The organism is Nocardia higoensis NBRC 100133 (genome assembly GCF_000308595.1).
Classification (GTDB): domain Bacteria; phylum Actinomycetota; class Actinomycetes; order Mycobacteriales; family Mycobacteriaceae; genus Nocardia; species Nocardia higoensis.
In genome coordinates this window covers 107096-131726 of sequence record NZ_BAGA01000004.1, presented here as the reverse complement: position 1 = coordinate 131726, position 24631 = coordinate 107096, and the positions used below count along the sequence as shown (strand labels likewise).

Below are 24631 nucleotides of genomic sequence, written 5' to 3'. Positions count from 1 at the left end.
CGATCTACGGTTCACCCGATCGACGACTAGGACGTAGCGATGACGAGCGGTGGGTACGACCCCAATCAGAATCCCCAGGGCGGACAGCCTTACGGCCAGCAGCCCTACGGTCAGCAGCCCTATGGTCAGGACCCGTACGGTCAGCAGCCCCAGTACGGGCAGCAGCCAGGATATGGACAGCAGCCCCAGTACGGCCAGCAGCAGCCCTACGGCCAGCCCGACTACGGGCAGCAGCAGCAGCAGTACGGCCAGCAGCAGCCCTACGGCCAGCAGTACGGCGGCGTCACTCCGGGTGAACTGCTGCCGCGCCTGGGCGCTCGCATCATCGACTCCCTCATCGTGGGCATCCCGGTATCCCTCGTGCTGTCGTTCATCCTGCCCAACAGCCTGTTCGGTTCGATCCTGCAGAACATCCTCGTCGTCGCCGCGATCACCGGTTACTTCGTGGGCATGGAGGTCACCCAGGGCGGTCAGACGCTCGGCAAGAAGATCCTGGGGCTGCGCGTGATCGCTCCCGGCGGCGCGCCTGCCCTCGATCCGGCCACCTCGCTCAAGCGCAATCTGTTCTACGTGGTCAGCCTGGTGCCCTGCATCGGCGGTCTGATCACCATCGGCCTGTCGATCTACATCGCGATCACCATCGAGCAGGACCCGAACAAGCAGGGCTGGCACGACAAGTTCGCCGGCGGTACCCAGGTCGTCAAGGGCTGATCGGCTTCCGGTCGACAGCAGAAAGGGGCGCTCCCGACCGGGAGCGCCCCTTTCGTCTGCGGACGCAGGTCCGCAGGCGGTGAATCCGCGGGTCTAGTACGAGGTCATGGAGCCTGAAATGGCGCCGGCGAAAACGAGAACCCAGTAGAGCAGGTTCAATACGACGCCCGCCACGCCGATCCAGAGGCCGGCCTGCGCCATGCCCTTGCCGGTCTCGTCGCCCGAGGTCTTGATCTGGTTCAGTGCCACCAGGCCGAGCACCAGGCCGACCGCGGGGAGGATGACGGTGCAGCAGGAGACCAGGCCCAGGATCGAGACGATCATGGAGGCCAGTGCCATGCCGTTGAGCCCGCCCGAGGGCGGCCCGCCGTAGGGCTGGTAACCGCCTGCCGCGGGATAGCCCTGCTGCGGGTAGCCGGGCTGACCGTATCCGGGCTGCTGACCGTATCCCGGCTGCTGCGGATATCCGGGCTGCTGGGGATAGCTCGGCTGCGACTGCTGCGGATATCCCGGCTGCTGGGCGTATCCCGGGTTCGACTGCTGGGCAGAGGCCGGGCCGGAATCACCCGACTTGTACAGCGACGGCCCCGACGGCGGGTACTGCCCCTGCGCCGGCTGGGGGGTGGACTGAGCTCCGTACGCGGGTGGCTGCTGCGGGTACTGCGGCGCAGAACTCTGCCCGCCGGCCTCGGGCGAAACGCCTTCACCGCCGTACTGTTTCCACCATTCGTCGGAATCGCCGGGATTCGTCATGGATACAGCGTATTGCACACCTGCGAGGATGGTCGGCGTGAGTCTTTCAGAGCAGTCCCGACAGCCCGAGGGGTCTGGACACCCCGCGCCCGTTCACGCGGCGTACGCCCAGGTGGCGCGGGGGTACTACCCACAGATCGTCGCGATGTTCACCGCGACGCTGATCATCTCCAATATCTGCGCGACCAAGGGCGTCGAATTCTTCGGCGACCGATCCGTCACGCTCGGCCCGCTCCAGATCCTGCCGATCGTCACCGACGGCGCGTTCTTCCTCTTCCCGCTCGCCTACATCCTCGGCGACGTGCTCAGCGAGGTCTACGGCTTCCGCGCCACCCGCCGCGCCATCTACAGCGGGTTCGCCGCGCTGGTGCTGACCGTGCTGTGTTTCGCCGTCGTGCTGAATCTGCCCGCCGCCGGCTTCTACGAGAACCAGGAAGAGTTGCGCAGCGTCATCGCCCCGGTGCCGCGACTGGTGCTGGCCGGTCTGGCCGGATATCTCGTGGGCCAGCTGCTCAATTCCGTAGTGCTGGTGCTCATCAAGGAGCGCACCAAGGAACGTTACCTGTGGGCGCGGCTGATCGGCTCCACCGTGGTCGGCGAACTCGCCGACACCCTGATCTTCTGTTCGATCGCGGCGGGCGCCATCGGCATCGACACCGCCGGGCAGTTCGTGAACTTCGTGATCGTCGGCTTCCTGTGGAAGACATTGTGCGAGATCGTGGTCATGCCGATCACCTATCGCGTCATCGCGATACTGAAGCAACGTGAGCCGCATTACGCACCGGTCACCGCGGATCCCCTGCACAGCTGAACGAAGTGGCGTGGCGGGTCAGCGCCCGCCACGCCACTTCGCCATCGCCTCGTGCTTGAAGTCGTCGAAGTACCCGCCGTCGATGCTCTCCCGGATCCGGTCGACCAGCCGGATCGTGAAGCGCTCGTTGTGAATCGTGCACAGCGTCGCGGCCAGCATCTCCTTGGCCTTGAACAGGTGATGGAGGTAGGCGCGGGTGTAGTTCGCGCAGGTGTAGCAGTCGCAGTCCTCGTCGATGGGCGTGAAGTCGCGGCGGAAGCGGCTGGTGTTGATGTTGAAGCGGCCGTCCTCGCGGTAGATCGCGGCATTGCGCGCCACCCGGGAGGGATTCACGCAGTCGAAGGTGTCCGCGCCGTTCTCGATAGCGGCGAACAGATCCTCCGGCTCGCTGATGCCGAGCATGTGGCGCGGCTTGTGCTCGGGCAACTCCGCGCAGCACCAGCCGACGATGGCGCCGAGATTGCGCTTCTCCAGGGCGCCGCCGATGCCGTAGCCGTCGAATTCGGTACCCGCCGCGCCGCGAATGGACTCCAGATCGCGGCAGGCCTTGCGGCGCAGGTCCTCGTACTGCGCGCCCTGGATCACCGCGAACAGCGCCTGATAGGGGCGGTGGCTGCGGGCCACGGTGAGCCGCTCGTGCTCGTCGATGCAGCGCTGCGCCCACTCGTGCGTGCGTTGCAGCGACTTCTCCTGGTAGCCACGGGTATTGAGCAGCGTGGTCAGCTCGTCGAAGGCGAACATGATGTCGGCGCCCAGCTGATGCTGGATGCCCATCGACACCTCGGGGGTGAATCGGTGCTTGGAGCCGTCGAGGTGGCTGCGGAAGGTCACCCCGTCGTCGTCGACGGTGGCCAGGCGCTCCTTGCCTTCGGCGATCACGTCGTCGTTCGCGACGCCGACCGCCTCCATCGCCAGAACCTTCTTGAACCCGACGCCCAGCGACATCACCTGGAAGCCGCCACTGTCGGTGAAGGTGGGCCCCGGCCAGTTCATGAACTTCCCCAGCCCGCCCGCCTCGTCGACGATCTCGGACCCGGGCTGCAGATACAGGTGGTAGGCATTGGCCAGCAGCGCCTGCGCGCCGTGCTCGCGCATGGTCTCCGGCAGTACGGCTTTCACCGTCGCCTTGGTGCCGACAGGCACGAAGGCGGGCGTGGCGATCTGCCCGTGCGGGGTGTCGATGACACCGGTGCGCCCGGATCGCTCACCGCCCAGACGGGTCTTGACGGTGAAGGAGAAGGTCTCGCGTGTTCGGCCGGCTTCCACGCCGACCATCCTCTCCCACGCGCCGGGCCCAGGGCGCGCCGGGCAGGTCATCGGGTGCGCAGATCCCGGCGGGCGCGATCCGGGAGCGGTGGCGGCGCCGTGGGCGGCGAGCCACTTCCTCCTCACGAACCTCCGGCGGCGCCCGGTGCGAGCGCCGCCCGGCCTCAGACGTCCGCGGCGGCCGCGGCGAACTGGGCGTTGTAGAGGCGGTAGTAGGCCCCGCGCTCCTCCAGCAGGCGCTGGTGGTCGCCGTGCTCGACGATCCGGCCCGCCTCCATGACGACGATGAGATCGGCGTCACGAATGGTCGAGAGCCGGTGCGCGATCACGAAACTGGTGCGGTCCCGGCGCAGCGCGGCGGTGGCCTGCTGCACCAGCAGTTCGGTGCGGGTGTCGACCGAGCTGGTGGCCTCGTCCAGGATCAGGATCGACGGCTTGGCCAGGAAGGCGCGGGCGATGGTGATCAGCTGCTTCTCACCGGCGCTGACCCCGCCGCCCTCCTCGTCGATCATGGTGTCGTAGCCGTCGGGCAGCGCATGCACGAAGCGGTCCACGTAGGCGGCGCGAGCGGCATCGAGGATCTCTTCCTCGGTGGCCTCGGGGTTGCCGTAGGCGATGTTCTCCCGGATGGTGCCGCGGAACAGCCAGGTGTCCTGCAGCACCATGCCGATGCGCGAGCGCAGGTTGTCGCGGGTCATCTCGGTGATGTCCACGCCGTCGATGGTGATGGTGCCCGCGTCCAACTCGTAGAAGCGCATGAGCAGATTGACCAGGGTGGTCTTGCCCGCGCCGGTCGGTCCGACGATGGCGACCACATGGCCGGGCTCGGCGACCAGCGAGAGCCGCTCGATCACCGGCTTGTCCGGCTCGTAGCCGAAGGACACCGCCTCGAACTCCACCCGGCCGCGATCGACCGGCCGCACGGCCGCCATCTCCGGGTCCGGCGACTGCTCCTCGGCGTCGAGGATCTCGAAGATCCGCTCGGCGGAGGCGACGCCGGACTGCAGCAGGTTGATCATCGAACCGATCTGGGTGAGCGGCTGACTGAACTGACGCGAGTACTGGATGAAGGCCTGCACCTCGCCGAGCGAGAGCTGGCCCGTCGCGACCCGCAGCCCGCCGACCAGCGCGACCAGCACGAAGTTCACGTTCCCCAGGAACATGATCGAGGGCATGATCAGCCCGGAGATGAACTGCGCGCGGAAGCTCGACTCGTAGAGTTTGTCGTTGCGCTTGTCGAACTCGATGCCGACCTCGCGGTTGCGGCCGAACGCGGTGATCACCTCGTGGCCGGTGTAGGCCTCCTCGACCTGGGCGTTGACCAGGCCGGTGTACTTCCACTGGTTCACGAAGTGCGGCTTGGAGCGCTTGGCGATCATGGCGGTGACGATCACCGCGCCCGGCACGGTGAGCAGGGCGATCAGCGCCAGCAGCGGCGAGATCCAGAACATCATGATCAGGATGCCGATCACGGTGAACACCGAGGTCAGCAGCTGGCTCATGGTCTGCTGCAAGCTCTGCGAGACATTGTCGACATCGTTGGTCACCCGGCTGAGCACGTCGCCGCGGGGCTGGGAATCGAAGTAGCGCAACGGAAGCCGGTGGATCTTGGCCTCGATGTCGGCGCGCAGCCGCTTGACCGTGCGGTTGATGACGATATTGAGCAGGTAGGCCTGCCCCCAGCTGAACAGCGCGGCGACCAGGTACAACGTCAGCACGATCAGCAGGATCCCGCCCACCGCGCCGAAGTCCACGCCGACGCCGGGCACCACGTTCATCGCCGAGAGCATGTCGGCGAGGGTGTCGTTGCCCGCGGCGCGCAGTCGCTGGACCGCTTCGTCCTTGGTCAGCCCGCTCATGTCGGCGAGGTTGCGGCCGACCACGCCGTCGAAGACCACATTCGTGGCCTTGCCCAGCAGGTACGGGCCGAGCGTGTTGAGCACCACCGAGACGATCACCATGCCGGTGATGCACCAGACGTAGAAGCGTTCCGGTGCGAGCCTGGCCAGCAGGCGTTTCAGCGAAGGCTTGAACGATTTGGGTTTGGTGTCCGGTGCGCCCGGCTGCGGTCCACCCGGTCTCATCGGGCCTCCTCCTGCGCGCCGAGCTGCGACGCCACGATCTCCTGGTATTCGGGGCAGTCGCGCAACAGCTCTTCGTGGGTGCCGATGCCCGCCATCCGCCCGTCCTCGAGCACCACGATCTGATCGGCCTCGCGGATGGTCGACACCCGCTGGGCGACGATGATCACCGAGGCGTCCCTGGTCACCGGCCGCAGCGCCGCGCGCAACCGGGCGTCGGTGGCGACATCGAGCGCGGAGAACGAATCGTCGAACACGTAGATCCTGGGCCTGCGCACGAGGGCCCGGGCGATGGCGAGGCGCTGGCGCTGACCGCCGGAGACGGTGGTGCCGCCCTGGGCGACCGGGGTGTTCAGCCCCTCGGGCATCGCCCGGACGAAATCGGCGGCCTGGGCGATCTCGAGCGCCTCCCACAGCTGCTCGTCGGTGGCATCGGGGTCGCCGTAGCGCAGATTGCTCGCCACCGTGCCGGAGAACAGATAGGCCTTCTGCGGGACCAGGCCGATCTGCTCGCGCAGGATCTCCAGATCGAGTTCGCGTACGTCGGTGCCGCCGATGCGGACCGCGCCCGCGGTGACGTCGATCAGCCTGGGCACCAAGCCGACCAGAGTGGTCTTGCCCGCGCCGGTGGAACCGACGATCGCCGTGGTGGTGCCCGGCTCGACGTCGAAGCTGATGCCGCTGAGCACCGCCTTCTCCGCGCCCGGGTAGGCGAACTCGGCGCCGGCGAATTCGACGATGCCCGGGTCGCCGTCGAAGGGCTTCGGGAATTCCGGTTCCAGCACCGAGGATTCGGTGTTCAGCACCGCGCCGATGCGGTCGGCCGAGACCGCCGCACGCGGGGCCATGACCGCCATGAAGGAGGCCATCATGACCGCCATCAGGATCTGCATGATGTAGGACAGCATCGCCGTGAGCGAGCCGATCTCCAGCTCACCCTGATCGATCAGGTGCCCGCCGAACCAGATCACGCCGACCGTGGTGAGGTTGCTGATCAGCAGCACCGCCGGGAACATCAGCGCCATCAGCCTGCCGACCCGCAGCGAGGCCTCGGTCAGATCGCTGTTGGCCAGGCTGAAGCGCCAGATCTCCTGGCGTTCGCGCACGAACGCGCGCACCACCCGGATACCGGTGATCTGTTCGCGCAGCACCCGATTGACCACGTCGATGCGTTCCTGCACCTGCCGGAAGCCGGGAACCAGCTTCACCACCACGAATCCCATGGCGAGCGCGAGCGCCGGCACCGCGATCAGCAGCAGCCAGGACAGCTTCATGTCCTCGCGCACGGCCATGAAGATGCCGCCGACGCACATGATCGGAGCCATCACCAGCACCGTCACCGACATCACGACCAGCAGCTGCACCTGCTGCACATCGTTGGTGTTGCGGGTGATCAACGAGGGCGCGCCGAACACGCCGACCTCACGGGCGGAGAAGGTGCCCACCCGGTGCACGAGCGCGGCGCGCAGATCGCGGCCGGCGCGCATGGCCGCCTGCGCGCCCAGGAACACCGACGAGGCCGAGGCCACGATCTGCACCACGGTCACCGCGAGCATCCACAGGCCGGTGTTCCAGATGTAGCCGATATCGCCCTTGGTCACGCCGTTGTCGATGAGATCGGCGTTGAGACTGGGCAGGTAGAGCATGGCGATGACCGAGACCAGCTGGAGCGCGACGACCCCCGCCAGCTGAGCGCGGTACGGGGACAGAAACGTCCTGAGCAGTCTGATCAACATGATGGGAGGCAGGCTACCGCCAAATCGACGCCACCGCCCCCAGGTTTCGCCCAGAGCGTCGCGGGCTCATCGCCGCGACCAGGCCCCTGGATCGGCGGTGAGCGCGTCGACGAATTCGGGCAGCCCGTCGGTGGCGATCTGCTCGATCGAGACATTCTCCAGTACCGCGCGGATATTCACCCGCAGCGCGATCCACACCCGCTGCAGGGGCGCGGCCGAGCCGGCATAGCGCACGTCCTCGGGCCGCTCGCCGCGCACCGAGGCCAGCGGGCCCTCGATCGCGCGGATCACGTCGGCGACGGAGATCTCGGCGGCGGGCCTGGCCAGCCGGTAGCCGCCGTCCGGGCCGCGCCTGCTGGTCACGAGTTCGGCGCGGCGCAGTTCCGCCAGCACCGTCTCGAGCACCTTGGGCGGGATCCGCTGCGCCGAGGCGATCGTCTCGGCCTTCACCTTGGTCAGCGGCCCGGCGGGCACGTGCGCGATCTCGACCAGGGTGCGCACCGCGTAGTCGACCTTCGCGGTGATATGCACGACGAACTCCCTGGCTGATAGCTCATTCGACTACGGACGGCCTTGCGACAGGTCGAATCTACGCGGTCGCGTGAATGTTCAGCACCGAGGTCGCCGCGTCGAGCAGGGTCGTCTCGAGCACGTCGTCGGGAACGCCGGGAACGTATTCGTCCGATGTGAGGGCCGAGCTGATCACCGAAAGGGCGGCGGCCGCGCGTACCCGCGCCTCGTAACCCGCGTCCGGCCCGGCGAGCCAATCGGTGAGCACCTTGCCCGATTCGAGCACGTCCGGATATCGCTCGGACAGCGCGTTGTAGATCGCGACGGCATCGCGCACGCACATGGAACCGGCATCGCGATGCCGGACCATGCCGCGCAGGTAGTCGCGCAGCACCCGACGCACGGTATCGGCGTCGTGGCGCAGTCCGTCGACCTCGGCGACGACCCGGCGGATGTTCTCCACGACCGGATCGATGATCGCCAGCAACAGGTCGAGCTTGGATGGATAGTGATAGTAGAGAGACGCCTTTGTGATCCCTACCGCATCCGCGACCTCACGCAGGCTCGTCTGTTCGAAGCCCTTGCTTCCGAAAAGCCGCACAGCGGCGTCCCGGATCGCCATTTTGGTGCCGCCACCTGCGATGATGCTCTGGGCTGCATACGGTTGAGCCATGGGATGATCCTCTCACCCCGGCTGTTATATGTAGGCCGGGTCACGAAAGCTGAGGTTGTTCCTCCGCTTATTCGCTGGGTAGTCTACCTACCGCACGGTAGGCAGGAGCGATTGTGGAGGCGGGGCGCCCGAACAGCCCCGCGAGTGCTGTCTACGCAAGCCATGAACGAGCACGTCCCTGTCATCGCTAGGAGAAACCACTCGTGTCCGTCTATCTGTACCGATTCGGAAAGTTCGCTTTCCGCCGTAAATGGATAGTGCTGCCCGTCTGGCTCGTCCTGCTCGGAGTTCTGGCCGCGCTGGGCGCGCAGCTGGGCAAGCCGATGAGCAACGACTTCAGCATGCCCGCGCTCCCCTCCGAACGCGCCACCGAAATCCTCGACAAACACTTCCCCGGCGCCTCGTCGGCCTTCCAGCTCGACGCGGTCACCGGCACCTACGTCGTCGCCGCGCCCGAGGGCCAGAAGCTCACCGACCCGGCCAATCGCGCCGCGGTCGACGCCTTCGTCGCCGCGCTCGACCGGCTCGACATCGTCGACCACAGCAAGCCGGTGACCAATCCGATCCTGGCCGCCGAGGCGATGGGCTGCCTGGCCGCGCCCGATCCCGCCACCTGCAGCGGCGCGCCGCTGAACGTGCTCAACACCGAGGCGCCGGACTCGGTGGCCGTGATCGCGGTCCCCTTCACCATCCCCACGTTCGCCGACATCACCGCCGACAACCGCGAGGCCGCCTACGACGTGGCCGACGCCGCCAGGGCGGCCGGGCTGACCGTCGAGATGAGCGGCAGCATCGCGCAGGAGGAAGTGCAGCCGAGCGGTCAGGCCGAGATGATCGGCATGGCCGTGGCACTGGTCGTCATGATCGTCGGCTTCGGCGCGATCGTGGCCGCCTTCGTGCCGATCATCACCGCCATCGCGGGCCTCGGCGCGGCCATCTCGATGGTCACCCTCGGCACCTCGTTCATGGAGATCCCCAGCTTCACCACCTTCCTGGCCTCCATGATCGGCATCGCGCTGTCCATCGACTACGCGCTGTTCATCGTCTCCCGCTACAAACACGAACTGACGGTGCAGGATTCGCCCGAGGAAGCCGCCGGCGTCGCCCTGGGCACCGCGGGCTCGGCGGTCGTGTTCGCCGGACTGACCGTCATCATCGCGCTGGCCGGGCTGAGCATCGTCGGCGTGCAGTTCCTGACCTTCATGGGTCTGGGCGGCGCCATCGCCGCCGCCTTCGCCGTGATCACCGCCATCACCCTGATGCCCGCCCTGCTCGGCGCGTTCGGCCGCTTCCTGTTCACCCCGAAGCTGCCCTTCGTCGCCAAGCACGACCCCGAGGACGACTCGGCGGTCACCAACGGCATGCGTTTCGGGCGGCTGATCGGCAAGGCCCCCTGGGTCGCGGTGGTGCTCAGCGTGATCGTGCTCGGCGCCCTGGCCGCGCCCGCCGTGAACCTGAACCTCGGTCTGCCCGGCGAGGACGCCATGCCGTCGGACTCCACCGTCCGCAAGGCCTACGAGCTGCGCACCGAAGGCTTCGGCGAGGGCAGCAACGGCGTGCTCAATGTCGTCGTCGACCTGGAGAACGTGCCGGGCGACCGGCGTGAGGAAGCCGTGAACGCGCTGCGCGACCGGCTGGCCGGCTATCCGGACATGGACTACGTGACCATGCCGATGATCAGCCAGAACGGCGCGGGCGCCATGCTCGACGCCGTGCCGAAGGCGGGCCCGAACAATCAGGCGACCAAGGATCTGGTCGCCGAAGCCCGCGACGCCGAGAGCGAGCTGAAGGCGCAGTACGGCATGGAGTACGGCATCACCGGCTCCACCGCCATCTACGCCGACATCGACCACGTGCTGCTCAGCAAGATCGTCCCCTACCTGGCCATCGTGGCCGGCGCGGCCTTCGTGCTGCTGATCCTGGTGTTCCGCTCCGTTCTGGTCCCGCTGACCGCCGCGCTCGGCTTCCTGCTGTCGATGGCGGCCACCTTCGGCGCGACGGTGCTGATCTTCCAGGAGGGCGCGTTCGGCCTGGTGTCCGAGCCGCATCCGATCGTCAGCTTCCTGCCGATCATGTTGATCGGCCTGGTGTTCGGCCTCGCGATGGACTACCAGGTGTTCCTGGTGACCCGCATGCGCGAGGAGTACGTGCACGGCAAGTCGCCGACCGAGGCCGTGGTCTCCGGCTACCACCACGGCGCCCGGGTGGTGACCGCTGCGGCGATCATCATGATCTCGGTGTTCGCCTCGTTCATCCTCGAACCCGATGTCACCGTGAAGTCCTTCGGCTTCGCGCTCGCCGCGGGCGTGCTGTTCGACGCCTTCGTGGTGCGCATGGTGCTGATCCCGGCGCTGCTGGTGATCATGGGCAAGTGGTCGTGGTGGATGCCCGCGTGGCTGGACCGCATCCTGCCCGAGATCGACGTGGAGGGTACGAAACTGCGCGAGCGCCAAGAGCTCTCGGCCGCTCCGGCCAAGGAGCCGGTCGGCGTCTGACCGATCCCGACGATTCCACCGCACACGGCAACGGCCCCGCACCACTGGTGCGGGGCCGTTGCCGTCACTGCGTCGTCCCCGGCCGCCCGCTACGGACTCGGCTGCGGCACATCGACATCGCAGTTCGCGATCTTCGGATTCACGCCCATGTAGTTGAGCGGTCCGGCGATCACGGTGACCGCGACGGTCCCGATACCGGCGCAGTCGACGGGGCCGCTGTTGTCGAAGTAGTCACGCTGCACGCAGGCCACCACACCGATCAACAACCAGATCAGAACAATTGCACTTCCAATTCTCATGTCACTCTCGCGCATCGTTCTTGCGGACGGTTCGGCGGCGCACCCGGCACCCGTCCCCTTCCCGCTGCCAACGTCAGCGGAATACCCGCTCACGCCCGATTCACGCGGGAAGTGCGGTTCGCGAGGATTTCGTTTACCGGACGGACGGCGCCGCTATCGGCCGGAGGGCAGCCACTCGCACGCCGCGCTCACCAGAGCGCGCACGCCGATCCCGAGGGTGGGGTCGATGACGGGGGCGTAGTGCGGCGAGTGATTCGACGGGACCTTCAGCAGCGCGGGGTCGCTCATGTCGCCGGTGGTGAACAGGGACGGGTCCGCGCCGCCGAGCAGCCAATACGACAGCGGTGCACCGGAACTGGTGGCGAAGATGCCGACGTCCTCGCTGCCCGCCCCCGCGCCCGGGTCGAGAACGTTGTCCTCGCCGAGCCAGGACGCGATGGCGTCGAGGCTCCTGCGCAGCGCCCGAGAGTCGTTGACGACGACGGGAAAACGCTCGATCTCGGTGATGGTCGGCTCCTGCGGCGCACCCGCCGTCGCCGCTTCGCCGCGCACGATCCGTTCGACGCTGTCGAGAATCCGGCGGCGCACCGCCGCGTCGTAGCTGCGGATGTTGAGCTGGATCTCGGCGGATCCCGGAATCACATTGGCCGCTTCGCCCGCGTGGACGGAGCCGACGGTGAGCACGGCGGTCGCGGTGCTCGGGATCTCGCGGGAAATGACGGTCTGCAACCGCAGCACCGTCGCGGCGACCAGCACGACCGGATCGACGGAGGCCTCCGGCATCGATCCGTGCGCGCCCCGGCCGACCAGCCGCACCCGCAACGAATCCGAACCGGCGTAGGACGGGCCGGGATGTCCGGCGATCCGGCCCGCGGGCAGCGGCGCGACATGCTGGCCGAGCACGACGTCCGGCTTCGGGAACCGGTCGAAGATGCCGTCGTCCACCATGGCCTGCGCGCCCGCGCCGAGTTCCTCCGCGGGCTGGAACACCAGCAGCAGGGTGCCCGACCAGGCCGACCGGTCGGCGGCCATGATCCCGGCCGCGCCGAGCAGACAGGTGGTGTGCAGGTCATGACCGCACGCGTGGGCGACCGGCACGGTGGCGCCGTGCCGGTCGGTGGCCGTGACGGTGCTGGCGTACGGCAATCCGGTGTCCTCCCGGACCGGAAGCGCGTCCATGTCGGCGCGCAGCAGCGCGGTCGGGCCCGCGCCGTTGTGCAGAACGCCGACCACGCCGGTCTTCCCCACACCGGTGGTGACCTCGAACCCCGCCGTGCGCAGCCGCTCGGCCACCAACCCGGCGGTGCGATGCTCCTGGAACCCCAGTTCCGGATGACGGTGGAGATCTTCGTACAGGTCGACGAGCGTCGGATCGATCGTGGCGGGCGCGGTCATCGGTGCCTCCTTCGACAACGTCCGAGCCCCGGGCTTCGACCCGGCGGTCCGGGGCCGAGAAAACCGGCTCGTTCGCCGTCTACCCACGGTGGCGGAAGATCAACGCTTCCCCATGAAAAAGCCCCTCACCTGGCGATTCAGGTGAGGGGCTCTCAGCGGTGGCGGAGGGATTTGAACCCTCGGAGGGGGGTTACCCCTCACACGCTTTCGAGGCGTGCTCCTTAGGCCGCTCGGACACGCCACCGCCGAAAACAATACAGCCACCTCGGCCCTATCACTAAATCCGCTGGTCAGAGCATTGCCAGGCGGGGCAGGTCAGCGGTGTGAGCGAAAGAAGGCGTCGAGCAGCGCGGCGCATTCGGGTTCCAGGACGCCGCCGCGGACTTCGGGGCGGTGGTTGAGGCGGCGGTCGCGGACCACGTCCCACAGCGAGCCGACGGCGCCGGTCTTGGGTTCCCAGGCGCCGAAGACCAGGCGGCCGACGCGGGCCAGGACCAGCGCGCCCGCGCACATCGTGCACGGTTCCAGGGTGACCGCCAGGGTGGCGTTCTCCAGCCGCCAGCCGTCGCCGTTGACCGCGGCGGCGCGGCGCAGGGCCAGCACCTCGGCGTGGGCGGTGGGGTCGCCGAGCGCTTCCCTGGCATTGGCGGCGCGGGCCAGTTCCCGGCCGTCGGCGTCGAAGACGACCGCGCCCACCGGCACGTCGCGTGGGTCGGCGGCCGCGGCGGCCTCGATGGCGACGCGCATCATCGCCGCATCGGCGCGCAACGGGTTCGAGCCGAGCGCGCTCATCGTCACCGGGGCAGCTTGTCCAGCACCGCGGACAGTTCGTCGGCGAAGCCGAGGCGCTGGGCGATCATGCCGAGTTGTTCGTCGGGGTAGAGATCGGTCTCGGCGAGGATGACCGACAGGACCGGTTCGGGCAGGCCGAGATCGGCGAGCACGCCGAGGTCGCCCTCCTCCCACGGCTCGATGTCGTCGAGTTCGTCCGGGTCGATGTCGGGGACTTCGATGTTCAGGGCCTCGAGCACGTCGGCGGCGATGTCGTAGTCGATCGCGGCGGTGGCATCGGAGACGAGCAGGCGGGTGCCGCTCGGTCCGGGACGCAGCACGACGAAGAATTCGTCGTCGACGTCCAGCAACCCGAACACCGCGCCCGAACTGCGCAAAGCCTTCAGTTCGGTCTCCGCGATCGACAGATCGGTCAGTGCCGCACTGCTCAACGGACTACACCGCCACTTGCCTTCCTCGCGGACCACGGCCACTGCGAACCCCTCCACGTCGTCGTAATCTTCCGACGTCGCGCTGTTCGTGCCCGAGCGCTGTGCTGCCATGCGCGCAACGGTAGTCGGCTCGAGGTCAAATGTTGAACTCGTATGCCAATCTGTTCGGGTGACTGGCGACCAGAAAGTACCGGTGTGCGTGCTCGGGACGGGTTTGATCGGCGGTTCTGTGCTGCGCGCCGCCCACAACGCCGGATATGAGGCTTTCGCCTACAACCGGTCGGAGGCAGGCGCGCAGGCCGCGCGGGCCGACGGATTCGACGTGCTCGCAGACCTGCCCGGCGTGCTGCGCCGGGCCGCCGCGACCGGCGCGCTGGTCGTGCTCGCCGTGCCGATGCCCGCGGTCGACCACATCCTGTCCATGGTCGCCACGTACGCGCCGGGCTGCCTGCTGACCGATGTCGTCAGCGTGAAAACGCCGGTCGCCCAAGCCGTCTCGAAACACGGGCTGGCCGAACACTATGTGGGCGGGCATCCGATGGCGGGCACCGCGGAATCAGGCTGGGCCGCAACCGATCCCGAGCTGTTCCGCGGTGCGGTGTGGGCCGTCGGGGTGGACGAGGGCACGAAGGCCGAAGCATGGACGCAGGTGGTGCGGCTGGCACTGGCCTGCGGGTCGGTGGTGGTGCCGGTCGTGGCCGCCGAACACGATCGTGCGGTCGCGCGGATCTCGCATCTGCCGCATGTGCTCGCCGAGGCGCTGGCGGTGTCCGGCGCGGCGGGCGGGCCGCTCGCGCTCGGCCTGGCGGCGGGGTCGTTCCGCGACGGCACCCGGGTCGCGGGCACCGCGCCGGATCTGGTGCGGGCCATCTGCGAACCGAACGCGGACGCGCTGCTCGACGTGCTGGAGGAGACGCTGGCAGTGCTCGGGGCGGCCCGTGACAGCCTGCGCGCCGACGGGACACTGACCGAGCTGGTCGCGGCCGGACACGACGGGCACAGTGCCTACCGCACCGCCGAGCGCTGGGAGATCACCGATGTTCGGCCGGGCGACCACGACTGGCTCGCCCGGCTGCGCGAGGCCGGGGCGCGCGGCGGGGTCATCACCGCGCTGGACCGACGCCCCGATCGCAGCTCACCGGCGTGAGCCACTCGCCGCGCTGTGCGTCCGTCGACCGCATCGCCGATCGCGCTTGCTCTCAGATGCGTTCGGCCAGCCCCGGATAGTCGAGGAGGAACCCGTCGGTGTCGACGGTGACGGTAGCGCTCGAGACCGGCGAGAGCACGCCGATGCCGTCGGCCCCGCTGCTGTAGGTCAGCGACGCTTCCTGTACCAGCAGTTCGGGCAGCCGCACGTAGACGACCGGAACCACCACCTCGTCGACCGCGTGCTGCAAGCCGTACCGGCGGATCGGCAGGGTGTTGAAGAACGGGCTGAGCACCACGTCCACATCGAGCGCGCCGCCGAAGGTCGAGCGCACATGGGTGCCGCCCGCGTCGACGAGCCAGTAGTTCTCCTCGTCACGTGCGATGGAGGCCTGGCGCTCGCCCGAGGCGGTCGTGGAGCGCAGCGACAGCCGCTTGGTGCGGCCGTTCTCGTCGGTGACCAGGTCGTAGGAGGCGCTGAAGGCCGGGTGATCGGCGCACTCGCCGCCGATCATCCGCCCCGCGGCGCGGATGCGGTTGCCGTTCAGCGTCACGCGTACCGACTCGATCCGTCGCGCGTCGTGCGAGCGCCACGTGAGAATCGCCGGCCACCGGGGTGCCACCGGTTCGCTGTCGGGGCCAGAGGCTGAGTTGGTCACTCATCTACCGTAAGCGACGATCGGCCGGGGGCCACGTCTCACATGACGCGAACCGCTACCGTGGTCGGCCCGTGACTCGAGTAACGTTGTCGTGCAGCACCGGGTGCGAACGTGTCGGCGCCCGTCGTGGGAGCGCAGAAAGGGTGACCGGTGACGGGCGGGCGAATGGTGGGATTGTTCGCCGGTATCGGCGGGCTCGAACTCGGCCTGTCGGCGCACGGCTGGACCTCCGAACTGTTGTGTGAGATCGAACCTGGCGCGCTGGCCGTGCTCGCCGCGCGCTTTCCCGGCACCGAACTGCACACCGATGTCACCGCCCTGCGCGCCATCCCGGCGGGCACCGAGCTCGTCGCCGCGGGCTTCCCCTGCCAGGACCTCTCCCAGGCCGGTCGCACCGCGGGCATCACCGGTCAGCGCTCGGGTCTGGTCGACGAGGTGTTCCGGCTGGTCCGCCGCAAACGCGGCCCGCGCTGGCTGTTGATCGAGAACGTGCCGTTCATGCTGCAGCTCGGGCGCGGCGCGGCCATGCGCCATATCACCACCGCCCTCGACGAACTGGGCTACACCTGGGCCTACCGGGTGGTGGACGCGCGCGCGTTCGGCCTGCCGCAGCGGCGCAGGCGGGTGCTCATGCTGGCCTCCCGCACCGAGGACCCGCGTCCGGTGCTGTTCGGCGAGGACGCGGGCGAGGCGGTCGTCGGCGACCCGGAACGCGACCCCTGCGGGTTCTACTGGACCGAGGGGGTGCGCGGCCTGGGCTGGGCGGTCAATGCGGTGCCGACGTTGAAGGGCGGGTCCGCGCTCGGCATCGCCAGCCCGCCCGCCGTTCGCCTGCCTTCGGGCGAGATCGTCACGCCCGGCATCGTGGACGGCGAGCGATTACAGGGCTTCGACCCCGACTGGACGGCGCCCGCGCTCGACGCACCGGGCATCCGGCCCGGCCATCGCTGGAAGCTGGTCGGCAATGCGGTCAGCGTGCGGATGGCCGAGTGGGTGGGGCAGCGGCTGGCCTGCCCGAGCGATCCCGTCGCGCACGCCGAGCCGCTTGGCCCGGGCAAGCCGTGGCCGATCGCGGCGTGGGGGCACGCGGGCCGGGCCTACCGTGTTCCGGTGTCGACCTGGCCGGTGCAGGAGCCGTACGAGGATCTGAAGAACTTCCTCACCGACTCGCGGCTGCTGTCCGCGCGCGCCACCGCGGGCTTCCTGCGCCGGGCGAGCATGGGTAGTCTGCGCTTCCCCGACGGCTTCCTCGACGACGTCTCGGGGCATCTCGACCGGATGGGCGGCTGGGCGGCGTGAGCGGGCCGCGTCCGCTCACCGACGCCGCGACCAGCGCGCGGATGTCGCGGCAGCGGCGTACCGGCACCGGGCCGGAACTGGCCTTGCGCCGCGAACTGCACCGTCGCGGGCTGCGCTATTTCGTCGACCGTGCCCCGATCCGCGGGCAACGCCGACGCGCCGACGTGGTCTTCCCGCGCCGCAAAGTCGCCGTCTACGTGGACGGATGCTTCTGGCATCGCTGCCCGCAGCACGCGACCGACCCGAAGAACAACGCGCGGTGGTGGGCGGAGAAGCTGGCCGGCAATGTGGCCCGCGACCGCGCGACCGACGATTCCCTGCGCGCCGCGGGCTGGCAGGTCGTGCGGATCTGGGAACACGAGGACGCCGCCGCCGCGGCCGACCGCGTGCAGGCCGCGCTGGACGCCCTCAGCGCCGCGCGCGCACCCGCACCAGGGAACGCGGCGCACTCTGCGCGAGTTGACCCGACGCGACCATCGCCGCGATGACCACGGAGCCCGCCAGGGCCGACATCAATCCGAACATCGAGAACATCCTCCTCCATCGGTTCATCGACCAGCCTGGCCGCAGAACCTGACAGGAGGCTGTGCACCGGTTGGCAGGGCACTGGGAACCGGATATCGCCCGGAAGTTCGGGCGCGGCGAGCCGGCGGGTTCGCACACGATCGACATCGGCTCGGCAGCCGACGGCTCGGAAGCGGATGTGTGGGCCACGGCACGCACGAACATCTCGTCGGAGATCGAAGCCGACGCCGTCGTTGGCCGGATGAATCCCGCGCGGCGATAAGCTCTCGGAGGTGACCACCGACGCACCGGACTACACCCCGCACGCCCTGCTCGACCAAGTCGCCACAGGCACCACCCGTCTGCTCGACACCGTGCGCGGCCTCACCGACGAGGATCTGCGCGCGCCCTCCCTGTTGCCCGGGTGGACCAGGGGGCACGTGGTCACCCACCTCGCCCGCAATGCCGACAGCCTGGTCAATCTGCTGATCTGGGCCCGCACCGGCGTCGAGATCGCCCAGTACGCCAGCGCATACCTGCGCGACTTCGATATCGAGGCAGGCGCGCCGCGGCCCGCCGAACAGCAACTTCTCGACCTGTCCGCAGCCGTCACCCGCCTGTCCGCGCTCACCGGGACGGCGCCTGCGCAGAGCTGGTCGGCGACTGTGCGCACCCGCCAGGGCAATCCCGTCCATGCCTCCGGGATCGCCCGGATGCGCCTGCTCGAAGTGGAGATCCACCACGTCGACCTGGCGGCGGGCTACACCATCGACGATTGGCCCGCGCGCTTCGTCACCGACGAACTGCCCCGCGCCGCGGCCGAGATCGCCACCGCCTTGCCCGCGGGCGCCCCGGCATTCGCGCTCGAAGCCACCGACACCGACTTCCGCGCGACCGTCGGCGCCGGCGAGCCCGGGCACACCGTCACCGGCCCGTCGGCGCGGCTGCTCGCCTGGCTGATCGGCCGTTCCTCCGGAAGCGACCTCGCAGGTCCGCTGCCGGAGCTTCCCGCCTGGCGCTGAGCCATACCGACGGCTCCCATGCGGTGGGGCCGGACCTTCTCCGGGGGCACCGGAGGCGCACGCGGCCGGTCAGCTGAAGCGCGCGACCACGCCCGCATCGGTGGCGAAGCCGAGGAACAGCTCGTTCTCGTGCGGATCGCCGATGGTGACGCGCACACCGTCGGTCCCGTAGGGCCGCACCAGCACCCCCGCGTGCGCGGCGGCCTCGCCGAAGTCCAGGCTGCGCTCGCCCAGCGGCAGCCAGACGAAGTTGGTCTCGCTCGGCGGCACCTCGTACCCGGCCGCCAGCAGCGCCGCCCGCATCTTCTCGCGCTCGGCGATCACCCCGTCGGTGCGCTCGAGCAGCTCGTGCCGCGCCTCGAGCGAGGCGACGGCCGCCGCCTGCGCCACCCGGTTCACGCTGAACGGGATGTGCACCTTCAGCAGCGCGGTGATCACCTCCGGATCGCCCACCGCGTAGCCGACGCGCAGGCCCGCCAGCCCGTAGGCCTTCGAGAAAGTGCGCAGCACAACCACATTGGGGCGGTCGCGGCCGATCTCCACGCCGTCGGGATGGGTCTGCGGGGTGAGCCGCATGTACTCGTAGTAGGCCTCGTCCAGCACCACCAGCACGCTCGCGGGCACCGCGTCGAGGAAGCGCTCCAGCTCGGCGCGCCCGACCGCGGTCCCGGTGGGATTGTTGGGGTTGCAGACGAAGATCAGCCGGGTCCGCTCGGTCACCGCCGCCGCCAGGGCGTCGAGATCGTGCACGTAGGCCGCGGGAGCGTCGGGGCCGGTCAGCGGCACCTGCACCGCGGTCGCATTGCCCACCTGCGTGACGATCGGATAGGCCTCGAACGAGCGCCACGCGAACAGCACCTCGTCCTGCGGCGAGGAGCAGGTGATCTGCACCAGCTCCTGGCACAGCGCCACGCTGCCGCAACCGATCGCGACATTCGCCACGTCGACGCCGAGGAACTCGGCCAGCGCTGCCCGGAGTTCGCCCGACTGGTTGTCCGGGTAACGATGGGAGAGTTCCGCCGCCTCCACGATCGCCTTCGCCGCCGAGGGCAGCGGCGGCAGCGTGGTCTCGTTGCTCGCCAGTTTCACCGCGCCCGGGTTGCTGCGACCGGGGGTGTAGGCGGGGATCGAGGAGAGATCGGGACGGATGTGGGCGCTCACGTCCCCCAGCCTAGCCAGCCCCGCGATCGCGGTCTTCGCGCGGTGGAACAGCGCGGGTACACGATGTAAGCAACGACCCGAGGCCGGTCCGATACCGGAAAAGTTACGGTCTGAGCGGGCCAGGGAGCAATTTCTCGCCAATATTCGTCAATCGCCCTACCCTGGTTTCATGTCGGGCATGTTCAGCGACGTCGCCCAGCTTCGTGGCGGCGCGGACTGTGAAGAGCGCTCCGGCGCGAAGACTCGAGTACCTCTGACGGTGGTCGAACCGGAGGGCCATTCGCGAGGCGGGATCGTGCTGCTGCACGAGTCCAGGGAGTTCACCGGTTCGTTGCTGGAGTTCATGCACGCGCTGTCCAACGAGGGCTGGACCGTCGTGGCGCCCGACCTGTTCCACCGCACCGACACCGCCGACCGGGAAGTGTTCGGGCAGGATCTCTTCGACGATTTCGACGCCAGCTTCGACTGGCTCACCACCCGCGGCGTCTTCCCCGACTGCATCGGCGTCCTCGGCTTCGACCACGCGGGCACCGCCGCATTCCTGGTCGCGACCAACCGGCCCGTCGGCGCCGCCGTCACCGTCGCCGCCCCCGGCATCGCCGAACCACTTACCGACGAGGCCGCCGCCCTCATCCAGGCCGCCCCCGACCTGCAGGCGCCCTGGCTCGGCCTCTACGGCGACGACGACCCCGAGACCATGCCCGACGAGGTCGAGAAACTCCGCGACGCCGCCGCCCGCGCCGCCGTCGCCAGTCTCGTGATCACCTACCCCGGCCTCCGCCACCGCGCCGACACCCCGGCCGCTACGTCCGACGGGGCCGACGACGACAACTTCACCACCGATTCCCAAACCAGGATCTTCGACTGGTTCGACAGCAATTTACGCTGACTACCAGGCGTTTTGTTATCCAGCGGGAAGGTACTGTAACCTTCTTGCTCGGCGGCCCGAAAGGGTCGGCGCCCTCGAAGAGGGGCTACCAGGAGGCGTGCCAGAGCGGCCGAATGGGACTCACTGCTAATGAGTTGTCCCTTCACGGGGACCGGAGGTTCAAATCCTCTCGCCTCCGCCAAGCCCGGTTCGCCGGGTGAACAACTGAATACCCATGCGCCCGTAGCTCAACGGATAGAGCATCTGACTACGGATCAGAAGGTTAGGGGTTCGAATCCCTTCGGGCGCACAACGATCTGCCCCTGAACTGCTCGAACAGTTCAGGGGCAGATTTTCGTTCAGCGCCACTCGCCTCGAAGCCGCGCACTGCTTTCATCGTGGTGGGATCGGTGCATCGGTGAACCGGACAGCGGGAGGCCGGAGGAGCGAAGGAGTGCAGCGTGGGATGGACGGGCCGGTCGGGTGTTCGGCAGTCGCGGCGGCCGAGGGCGGAGTTCGTCACGACCGGGTACGGGCCGGTGCATCTGCGGCGCGGCGGCGACCCGGACGCACGATCGCTGCTGCTGGTCCACGGGTTCGCCGGGTCGCTGCACTGGTACGACCGGCTCGCGGAGTTGCTCGCCGACCGCTACCACCTCGTCCGCGTCGACCTGCGCGGTCACGGTCTCACCGGGGGCGACACTCATCTGGACAGCCCGGATCAGGGGCGGATGCTGGCCGAAGTGCTCGACTTCCTGGAACTGACGGAAGTGACCGCTGTCGGGCACTCCTTCGGCGCCGACGTGGTCCTGGCCACGGCGGAGAGCACCGATCGGATCACCGGCCTCGTGCTGATCGACCAGGCTCCCGATCTGGACGGCGCGCACTATCCGATCGGCAACCAACTGCTCGGGCACGACATGCTCGGTCCGATCCTGCATCGGCTCGCGATCGCACCCTTCATCGAACTCGGCATGCGCTACGGCGTGGGGCCCGGCTTCGATATCGAGACGGGGTTTCCCGAACGCGGCCAGGCCGTGCGGGACCATCGGGCGATGAGCCCTGTCATGGCGCGCACGGTACTGGTCGATCGCCGGGCCAGGCTGGCCGCCCGGCCGCTCGATCAGCAGGTCCGCGATCTCGCGCTGCCGACCCTGGTGCTCCACGGCCGCGACGATCGGTTCTACGACTGGGAGCCCACCAGCGCGCGATACCGCCGAGCCGGAGCGCATGTCGAGATCATCGACGGCGCCGGGCATTCGCCCAATATCGAGCAGCCGGCGCGGGTTGCCGAATCCATCCACAGCTTTCAACAGCGTCTCCGAGCCACCGGCAGGGGTGCCGCGGCAGAGATCCATCCGGAATGACGCACTCTTCCCGGTGACCTGGTCAGCGGCACGCGGGCGGTCGCTCAGGGGCCGGCTCCCGTGTGGTTCGCGGCTCGATGATCAGGCGCCCGACGACGCCTTCTCCGACTCGCTGCCCGTGGTCGGCAACGAACCTTCGCCCTTGCCCGGGTGCACCACGCCGAGTTCGAGGTTTCCGTTCGCCGACACCCGGACCGTGTCGTCGGGTTCGAGCTCGCCCGACAGCAGCAGCCCGGCCAGTCGGTTCTCCAGTTCCTTCTGAACGGTGCGGCGCAGCGGGCGCGCGCCGAACTCCGGCTGGTAGCCGCGATCGGCGAGCCAGTCGATCGCGCGGTCGGTGATGTCGAGCTCCACGTGCTGGGCGTGCAGCTGGCGCCGGGTGCCGTCGAGGATGAGTTCGATGATCTGCCGCAACTCGGTCTGGTCGAGGCGGTGGAAGACGATCGTCTCGTCGAGGCGGTTGAGGAACTCGGGCCGGAAGTGCGCGCGCATCCGCTCCATCAGCGTCGGCACCAGATCGTCGACCTGCTCGCTCGTCGCGCCCAGGATCAGGTCCGAGCCGATATTGCTGGTGAGGATGACAATCGTGTTCTTGAAGTCCACGGTGCGCCCCTGCGCGTCGGTGACGCGTCCGTCGTCGAGCAGCTGCAGCAGGACGTTGAAGACGTCCGGGTGCGCCTTCTCCACCTCGTCGAACAGCACCACCGAATACGGCTGCCTGCGCACCTTGTCGGTGAGCTGGCCCGCCTCCTCGTAGCCGACGTATCCGGGCGGGGCGCCGACCAGGCGCGAGACCGTGTGTTTCTCCTGGAACTCGCTCATGTCGAAGCGGATCATCCGGTCTTCGTCGCCGAACACGGCCTCCGCCAACGCCTTCGCGGTCTCGGTCTTCCCGACCCCGGTGGGCCCGAGGAACATGAACGAGCCGATCGGCCGGTTCGGGTCCGACAGCCCCGCCCGGGAACGCCGCACCGCCTCCGCGACCGCGGTGACCGCCTCCCGCTGTCCGATCACCCGCTGATGCAGTACGTCCTCGAGGCGCATGAGCCGTTCGCGCTCCTCGGCGGTGAGATCGGCGACCGGGATGCCGGTCTGCCGCGAGACGACATGCGCGATGTCGAGGACGGTCACCTCGGGCGTGCTCTCCTCGGCGGTCTCGCCGAGCCGTTCCTCGGCCTCGATGATCCGGGCCTTGAGCTCCTTGGCGCGTTCGTAGTCCTCCTGCCCGACGGCGGACTCCTTCTCGCGCTCGAGCCGGGCGATCTCCTCCTCCAACGACCGGGTGTCCACGTCCGGTGTCCGAGTGCGCAGCCGGACCCTGGCGCCTGCCTGATCGACCAGGTCGATCGCCTTGTCCGGCATGAAGCGGTCGGTGATGTACCGGTCGGACAATTCGGCGGCGGCGACGAGGGCCTCGTCGGTGTAGTGGACCTGGTGGTGCGCCTCGTAGTTGTCCACGAGGCCGCGCAGGATCTCGATGGTGTCGTCCACCGACGGTTCGGCCACCAGCACGGGCTGGAAACGGCGTTCGAGAGCGGCGTCCTTCTCGATGTGCTTGCGGTATTCGTCGATCGTGGTGGCGCCGATCGCGTGCAGTTCGCCGCGGGCCAGCGCCGGCTTGAGCATATTGCCCGCGTCCATGGCCCCCTCCCCGCCGGCGCCCGCGCCGACGATGGTGTGCAACTCGTCGATGAACAGCACGAGCTCATCGGAATGAGTCTTGACCTCGTCGAGGATCTTGGTCAGCCGTTCCTCGAACTCGCCGCGGTACTTGGTGCCCGCCACGAGCGAGCCGACGTCCAGCGCCACCACACGCCGATCGGCGAGGGTGGAGGGCACATCGCCGTTGACGATGCGCTGCGCGAGTCCCTCGACGATTGCGGTCTTGCCGACGCCGGGGTCCCCGATGAGGACGGGATTGTTCTTGCGGCGGCGGGACAGGATCTCGATGGTCTGCTCGACCTCCTCGGCCCGGCCGACGACGGGATCGATGTTGCCCGCCCGCGCCTCGGCGGTGAGATCGCGCCCGTACTCGTCGAGGGTGGGGGTCGGGCTGGGCGAGGATGCCGCCTTGTCGCCCTCGATCGTCGCGCCGAGCAAGGCCTTGCCCGCCGGGCTCTCGGAGTTCGCGGCGATGCCGATGAGGATGTGCTCCGGGCCGATGTAACCGCGGCCCGCCTCCCCCGCCTGCTGCTGCGCGGTCCGCATCGCGAGTTTCGCGGACGGGCTGAGGCCGGGGGCGCCCGGCACGACGCCCGCGGCCGCCTGCTTCTCGGCGTGTGCCGCCATCTTGGCCGCGAGCGCGTCCGGATCGAGATTGATGCTGCTCAGAATGCCGCGGGTGGGATCGTTCTGCGCCGCCGCGTACAACAGGTGTTCCGGGGTGATCTCGGTATTGCCCCATTCGCGCGCGGCGTCGCGGGCGATCGCGATCAGGCGTCTGGCGTCGTCGGTGAGCAGTCGTCCGAGATCGACGCGCTGGACCGGGGGCCGGGACGACAACCCTGATCCGAAGAACCTGGCGAAAATGTCGTCGAAGGGATCGCCCATGCCGCTACGGCCCTCGGCCATGTCCTATCCTCCAAATCTCTGAATACAGCAATCTGGCTCGGACTGATCGGTACTTCCGGGTGGACCTCACTCAACCTTGCG

22 protein-coding genes and 3 tRNA genes are annotated in these 24631 nt (G+C 68.7%); 11 read left to right on the top strand and 14 right to left on the bottom strand.

From position 1 onward, the window contains the following. Nucleotides 1-39: 39 nt before the first annotated feature. A complete protein-coding gene (locus ON26_RS00785; protein ID WP_040793948.1) occupies nt 40-711 on the top strand; it encodes an RDD family protein in 672 nt (223 codons plus the stop codon). Between the two features lie 93 nt (nt 712-804). Here the strand turns inward: ON26_RS00785 and ON26_RS00780 are convergent, their stop codons facing one another. Continuing rightward, nucleotides 805-1464 (bottom strand): DUF4190 domain-containing protein, encoded by a 660-nt coding sequence (locus tag ON26_RS00780; protein WP_040793947.1) that lies wholly within the window; start codon nt 1462-1464, stop codon nt 805-807. Between the two features lie 145 nt (nt 1465-1609). On the opposite strand from ON26_RS00780, the gene ON26_RS00775 reads away from it, so the two are divergent. Next, the gene (locus ON26_RS00775; protein WP_373280914.1) at nt 1610-2275 is read left to right on the top strand and encodes a queuosine precursor transporter; all 666 of its coding nucleotides are present in this window, start codon (nt 1610-1612) and stop codon (nt 2273-2275) included. A gap of 18 nt (nt 2276-2293) precedes the next feature. Here the strand turns inward: ON26_RS00775 and tgt are convergent, their stop codons facing one another. From tgt to ON26_RS00750, 5 genes are all read right to left on the bottom strand, one after another. Further along, nucleotides 2294-3550, bottom strand: coding sequence for a tRNA guanosine(34) transglycosylase Tgt (gene tgt, locus ON26_RS00770; protein WP_040793946.1), 1257 nt, complete (start codon nt 3548-3550; stop codon nt 2294-2296). Nucleotides 3551-3705: 155 nt separating this feature from the next. Continuing rightward, the gene (locus ON26_RS00765) at nt 3706-5625 is read right to left on the bottom strand and encodes an ABC transporter ATP-binding protein (RefSeq protein WP_040793945.1); all 1920 of its coding nucleotides are present in this window, start codon (nt 5623-5625) and stop codon (nt 3706-3708) included. Further along, on the bottom strand, nt 5622-7358 hold the full coding sequence (locus ON26_RS00760; RefSeq protein ID WP_040793944.1) for an ABC transporter ATP-binding protein: 1737 nt from the start codon (nt 7356-7358) through the stop codon (nt 5622-5624). The genes ON26_RS00765 and ON26_RS00760 overlap by 4 nt, the downstream gene beginning before the upstream one ends. A 66-nt stretch (nt 7359-7424) precedes the next feature. Beyond that, nucleotides 7425-7889, bottom strand: coding sequence for an RrF2 family transcriptional regulator (locus tag ON26_RS00755; protein ID WP_040793943.1), 465 nt, complete (start codon nt 7887-7889; stop codon nt 7425-7427). Nucleotides 7890-7947: 58 nt separating this feature from the next. Beyond that, a complete protein-coding gene (locus ON26_RS00750) occupies nt 7948-8541 on the bottom strand; it encodes a TetR/AcrR family transcriptional regulator (RefSeq protein WP_040793942.1) in 594 nt (197 codons plus the stop codon). A 203-nt stretch (nt 8542-8744) separates the two neighbouring features. Here ON26_RS00750 and ON26_RS00745 point away from each other — a divergent pair, with 203 nt between their 5' ends. After that, nucleotides 8745-11036 carry an MMPL family transporter gene (locus tag ON26_RS00745; RefSeq protein ID WP_040793941.1) on the top strand — a complete coding sequence of 764 codons (2292 nt, stop codon included), beginning with the start codon at nt 8745-8747 and terminating at the stop codon, nt 11034-11036. 89 nt (nt 11037-11125) lie between these two features. Here the strand turns inward: ON26_RS00745 and ON26_RS00740 are convergent, their stop codons facing one another. The 5 genes from ON26_RS00740 to ON26_RS00720 all read right to left on the bottom strand — a co-directional run bounded on the left by ON26_RS00740 (nt 11126) and on the right by ON26_RS00720 (nt 14064). Further along, complete coding sequence (locus tag ON26_RS00740; protein ID WP_040793940.1) at nt 11126-11335, bottom strand: hypothetical protein; 210 nt, start codon at nt 11333-11335, stop codon at nt 11126-11128. 153 nt (nt 11336-11488) lie between these two features. Next, entirely contained in the window at nt 11489-12730 is a 1242-nt protein-coding gene (locus ON26_RS00735) for an amidohydrolase (protein WP_040793939.1), read from the bottom strand. A 156-nt stretch (nt 12731-12886) separates the two neighbouring features. Beyond that, nucleotides 12887-12974, bottom strand: a tRNA-Ser gene (locus tag ON26_RS00730). 71 nt (nt 12975-13045) lie between these two features. Next, nucleotides 13046-13522 (bottom strand): nucleoside deaminase, encoded by a 477-nt coding sequence (locus tag ON26_RS00725; protein ID WP_040793993.1) that lies wholly within the window; start codon nt 13520-13522, stop codon nt 13046-13048. Between the two features lie 2 nt (nt 13523-13524). Then, nucleotides 13525-14064: a tRNA adenosine deaminase-associated protein gene (locus ON26_RS00720; protein ID WP_040793938.1), complete on the bottom strand. Its 540-nt coding sequence runs from the start codon at nt 14062-14064 to the stop codon at nt 13525-13527. Nucleotides 14065-14122: 58 nt separating this feature from the next. Here ON26_RS00720 and ON26_RS00715 point away from each other — a divergent pair, with 58 nt between their 5' ends. Continuing rightward, nucleotides 14123-15100: a prephenate dehydrogenase gene (locus ON26_RS00715; RefSeq protein ID WP_040793937.1), complete on the top strand. Its 978-nt coding sequence runs from the start codon at nt 14123-14125 to the stop codon at nt 15098-15100. Nucleotides 15101-15152: 52 nt separating this feature from the next. On the opposite strand, the gene ON26_RS00710 is transcribed toward ON26_RS00715, so the two are convergent. Continuing rightward, on the bottom strand, nt 15153-15722 hold the full coding sequence (locus ON26_RS00710; RefSeq protein WP_083883637.1) for a putative glycolipid-binding domain-containing protein: 570 nt from the start codon (nt 15720-15722) through the stop codon (nt 15153-15155). Between the two features lie 201 nt (nt 15723-15923). Between ON26_RS00710 and ON26_RS00705 the strand changes: the two genes are divergently transcribed. The 3 genes from ON26_RS00705 (at nt 15924) to ON26_RS00690 (ending at nt 18583) form a co-directional block, all read left to right on the top strand. Continuing rightward, nucleotides 15924-17057: a DNA cytosine methyltransferase gene (locus ON26_RS00705; protein ID WP_174375350.1), complete on the top strand. Its 1134-nt coding sequence runs from the start codon at nt 15924-15926 to the stop codon at nt 17055-17057. Continuing rightward, entirely contained in the window at nt 17054-17545 is a 492-nt protein-coding gene (locus tag ON26_RS00700; RefSeq protein WP_281032339.1) for a very short patch repair endonuclease, read from the top strand. The genes ON26_RS00705 and ON26_RS00700 overlap by 4 nt, the downstream gene beginning before the upstream one ends. A 309-nt stretch (nt 17546-17854) precedes the next feature. Next, on the top strand, nt 17855-18583 hold the full coding sequence (locus tag ON26_RS00690; protein ID WP_040793934.1) for a maleylpyruvate isomerase family mycothiol-dependent enzyme: 729 nt from the start codon (nt 17855-17857) through the stop codon (nt 18581-18583). Nucleotides 18584-18652: 69 nt separating this feature from the next. On the opposite strand, the gene hisC is transcribed toward ON26_RS00690, so the two are convergent. After that, on the bottom strand, nt 18653-19744 hold the full coding sequence (hisC, locus tag ON26_RS00685; RefSeq protein WP_040793933.1) for a histidinol-phosphate transaminase: 1092 nt from the start codon (nt 19742-19744) through the stop codon (nt 18653-18655). A 169-nt stretch (nt 19745-19913) separates the two neighbouring features. On the opposite strand from hisC, the gene ON26_RS00680 reads away from it, so the two are divergent. The 4 genes from ON26_RS00680 to ON26_RS00665 all read left to right on the top strand — a co-directional run bounded on the left by ON26_RS00680 (nt 19914) and on the right by ON26_RS00665 (nt 21979). Next, nucleotides 19914-20633, top strand: a complete 720-nt coding sequence (locus ON26_RS00680) for a dienelactone hydrolase family protein (protein ID WP_040793932.1) — start codon at nt 19914-19916, stop codon at nt 20631-20633. Nucleotides 20634-20724: 91 nt separating this feature from the next. Then, nucleotides 20725-20814 (top strand) — tRNA-Ser (locus ON26_RS00675). Between the two features lie 35 nt (nt 20815-20849). Then, nucleotides 20850-20922 (top strand) — tRNA-Arg (locus ON26_RS00670). Between the two features lie 151 nt (nt 20923-21073). Next, nucleotides 21074-21979, top strand: a complete 906-nt coding sequence (locus tag ON26_RS00665) for an alpha/beta fold hydrolase (RefSeq protein ID WP_083883636.1) — start codon at nt 21074-21076, stop codon at nt 21977-21979. A gap of 81 nt (nt 21980-22060) precedes the next feature. On the opposite strand, the gene ON26_RS00660 is transcribed toward ON26_RS00665, so the two are convergent. Continuing rightward, nucleotides 22061-24550 (bottom strand): ATP-dependent Clp protease ATP-binding subunit, encoded by a 2490-nt coding sequence (locus ON26_RS00660; RefSeq protein WP_040793931.1) that lies wholly within the window; start codon nt 24548-24550, stop codon nt 22061-22063. Nucleotides 24551-24631 lie beyond the last annotated feature (81 nt).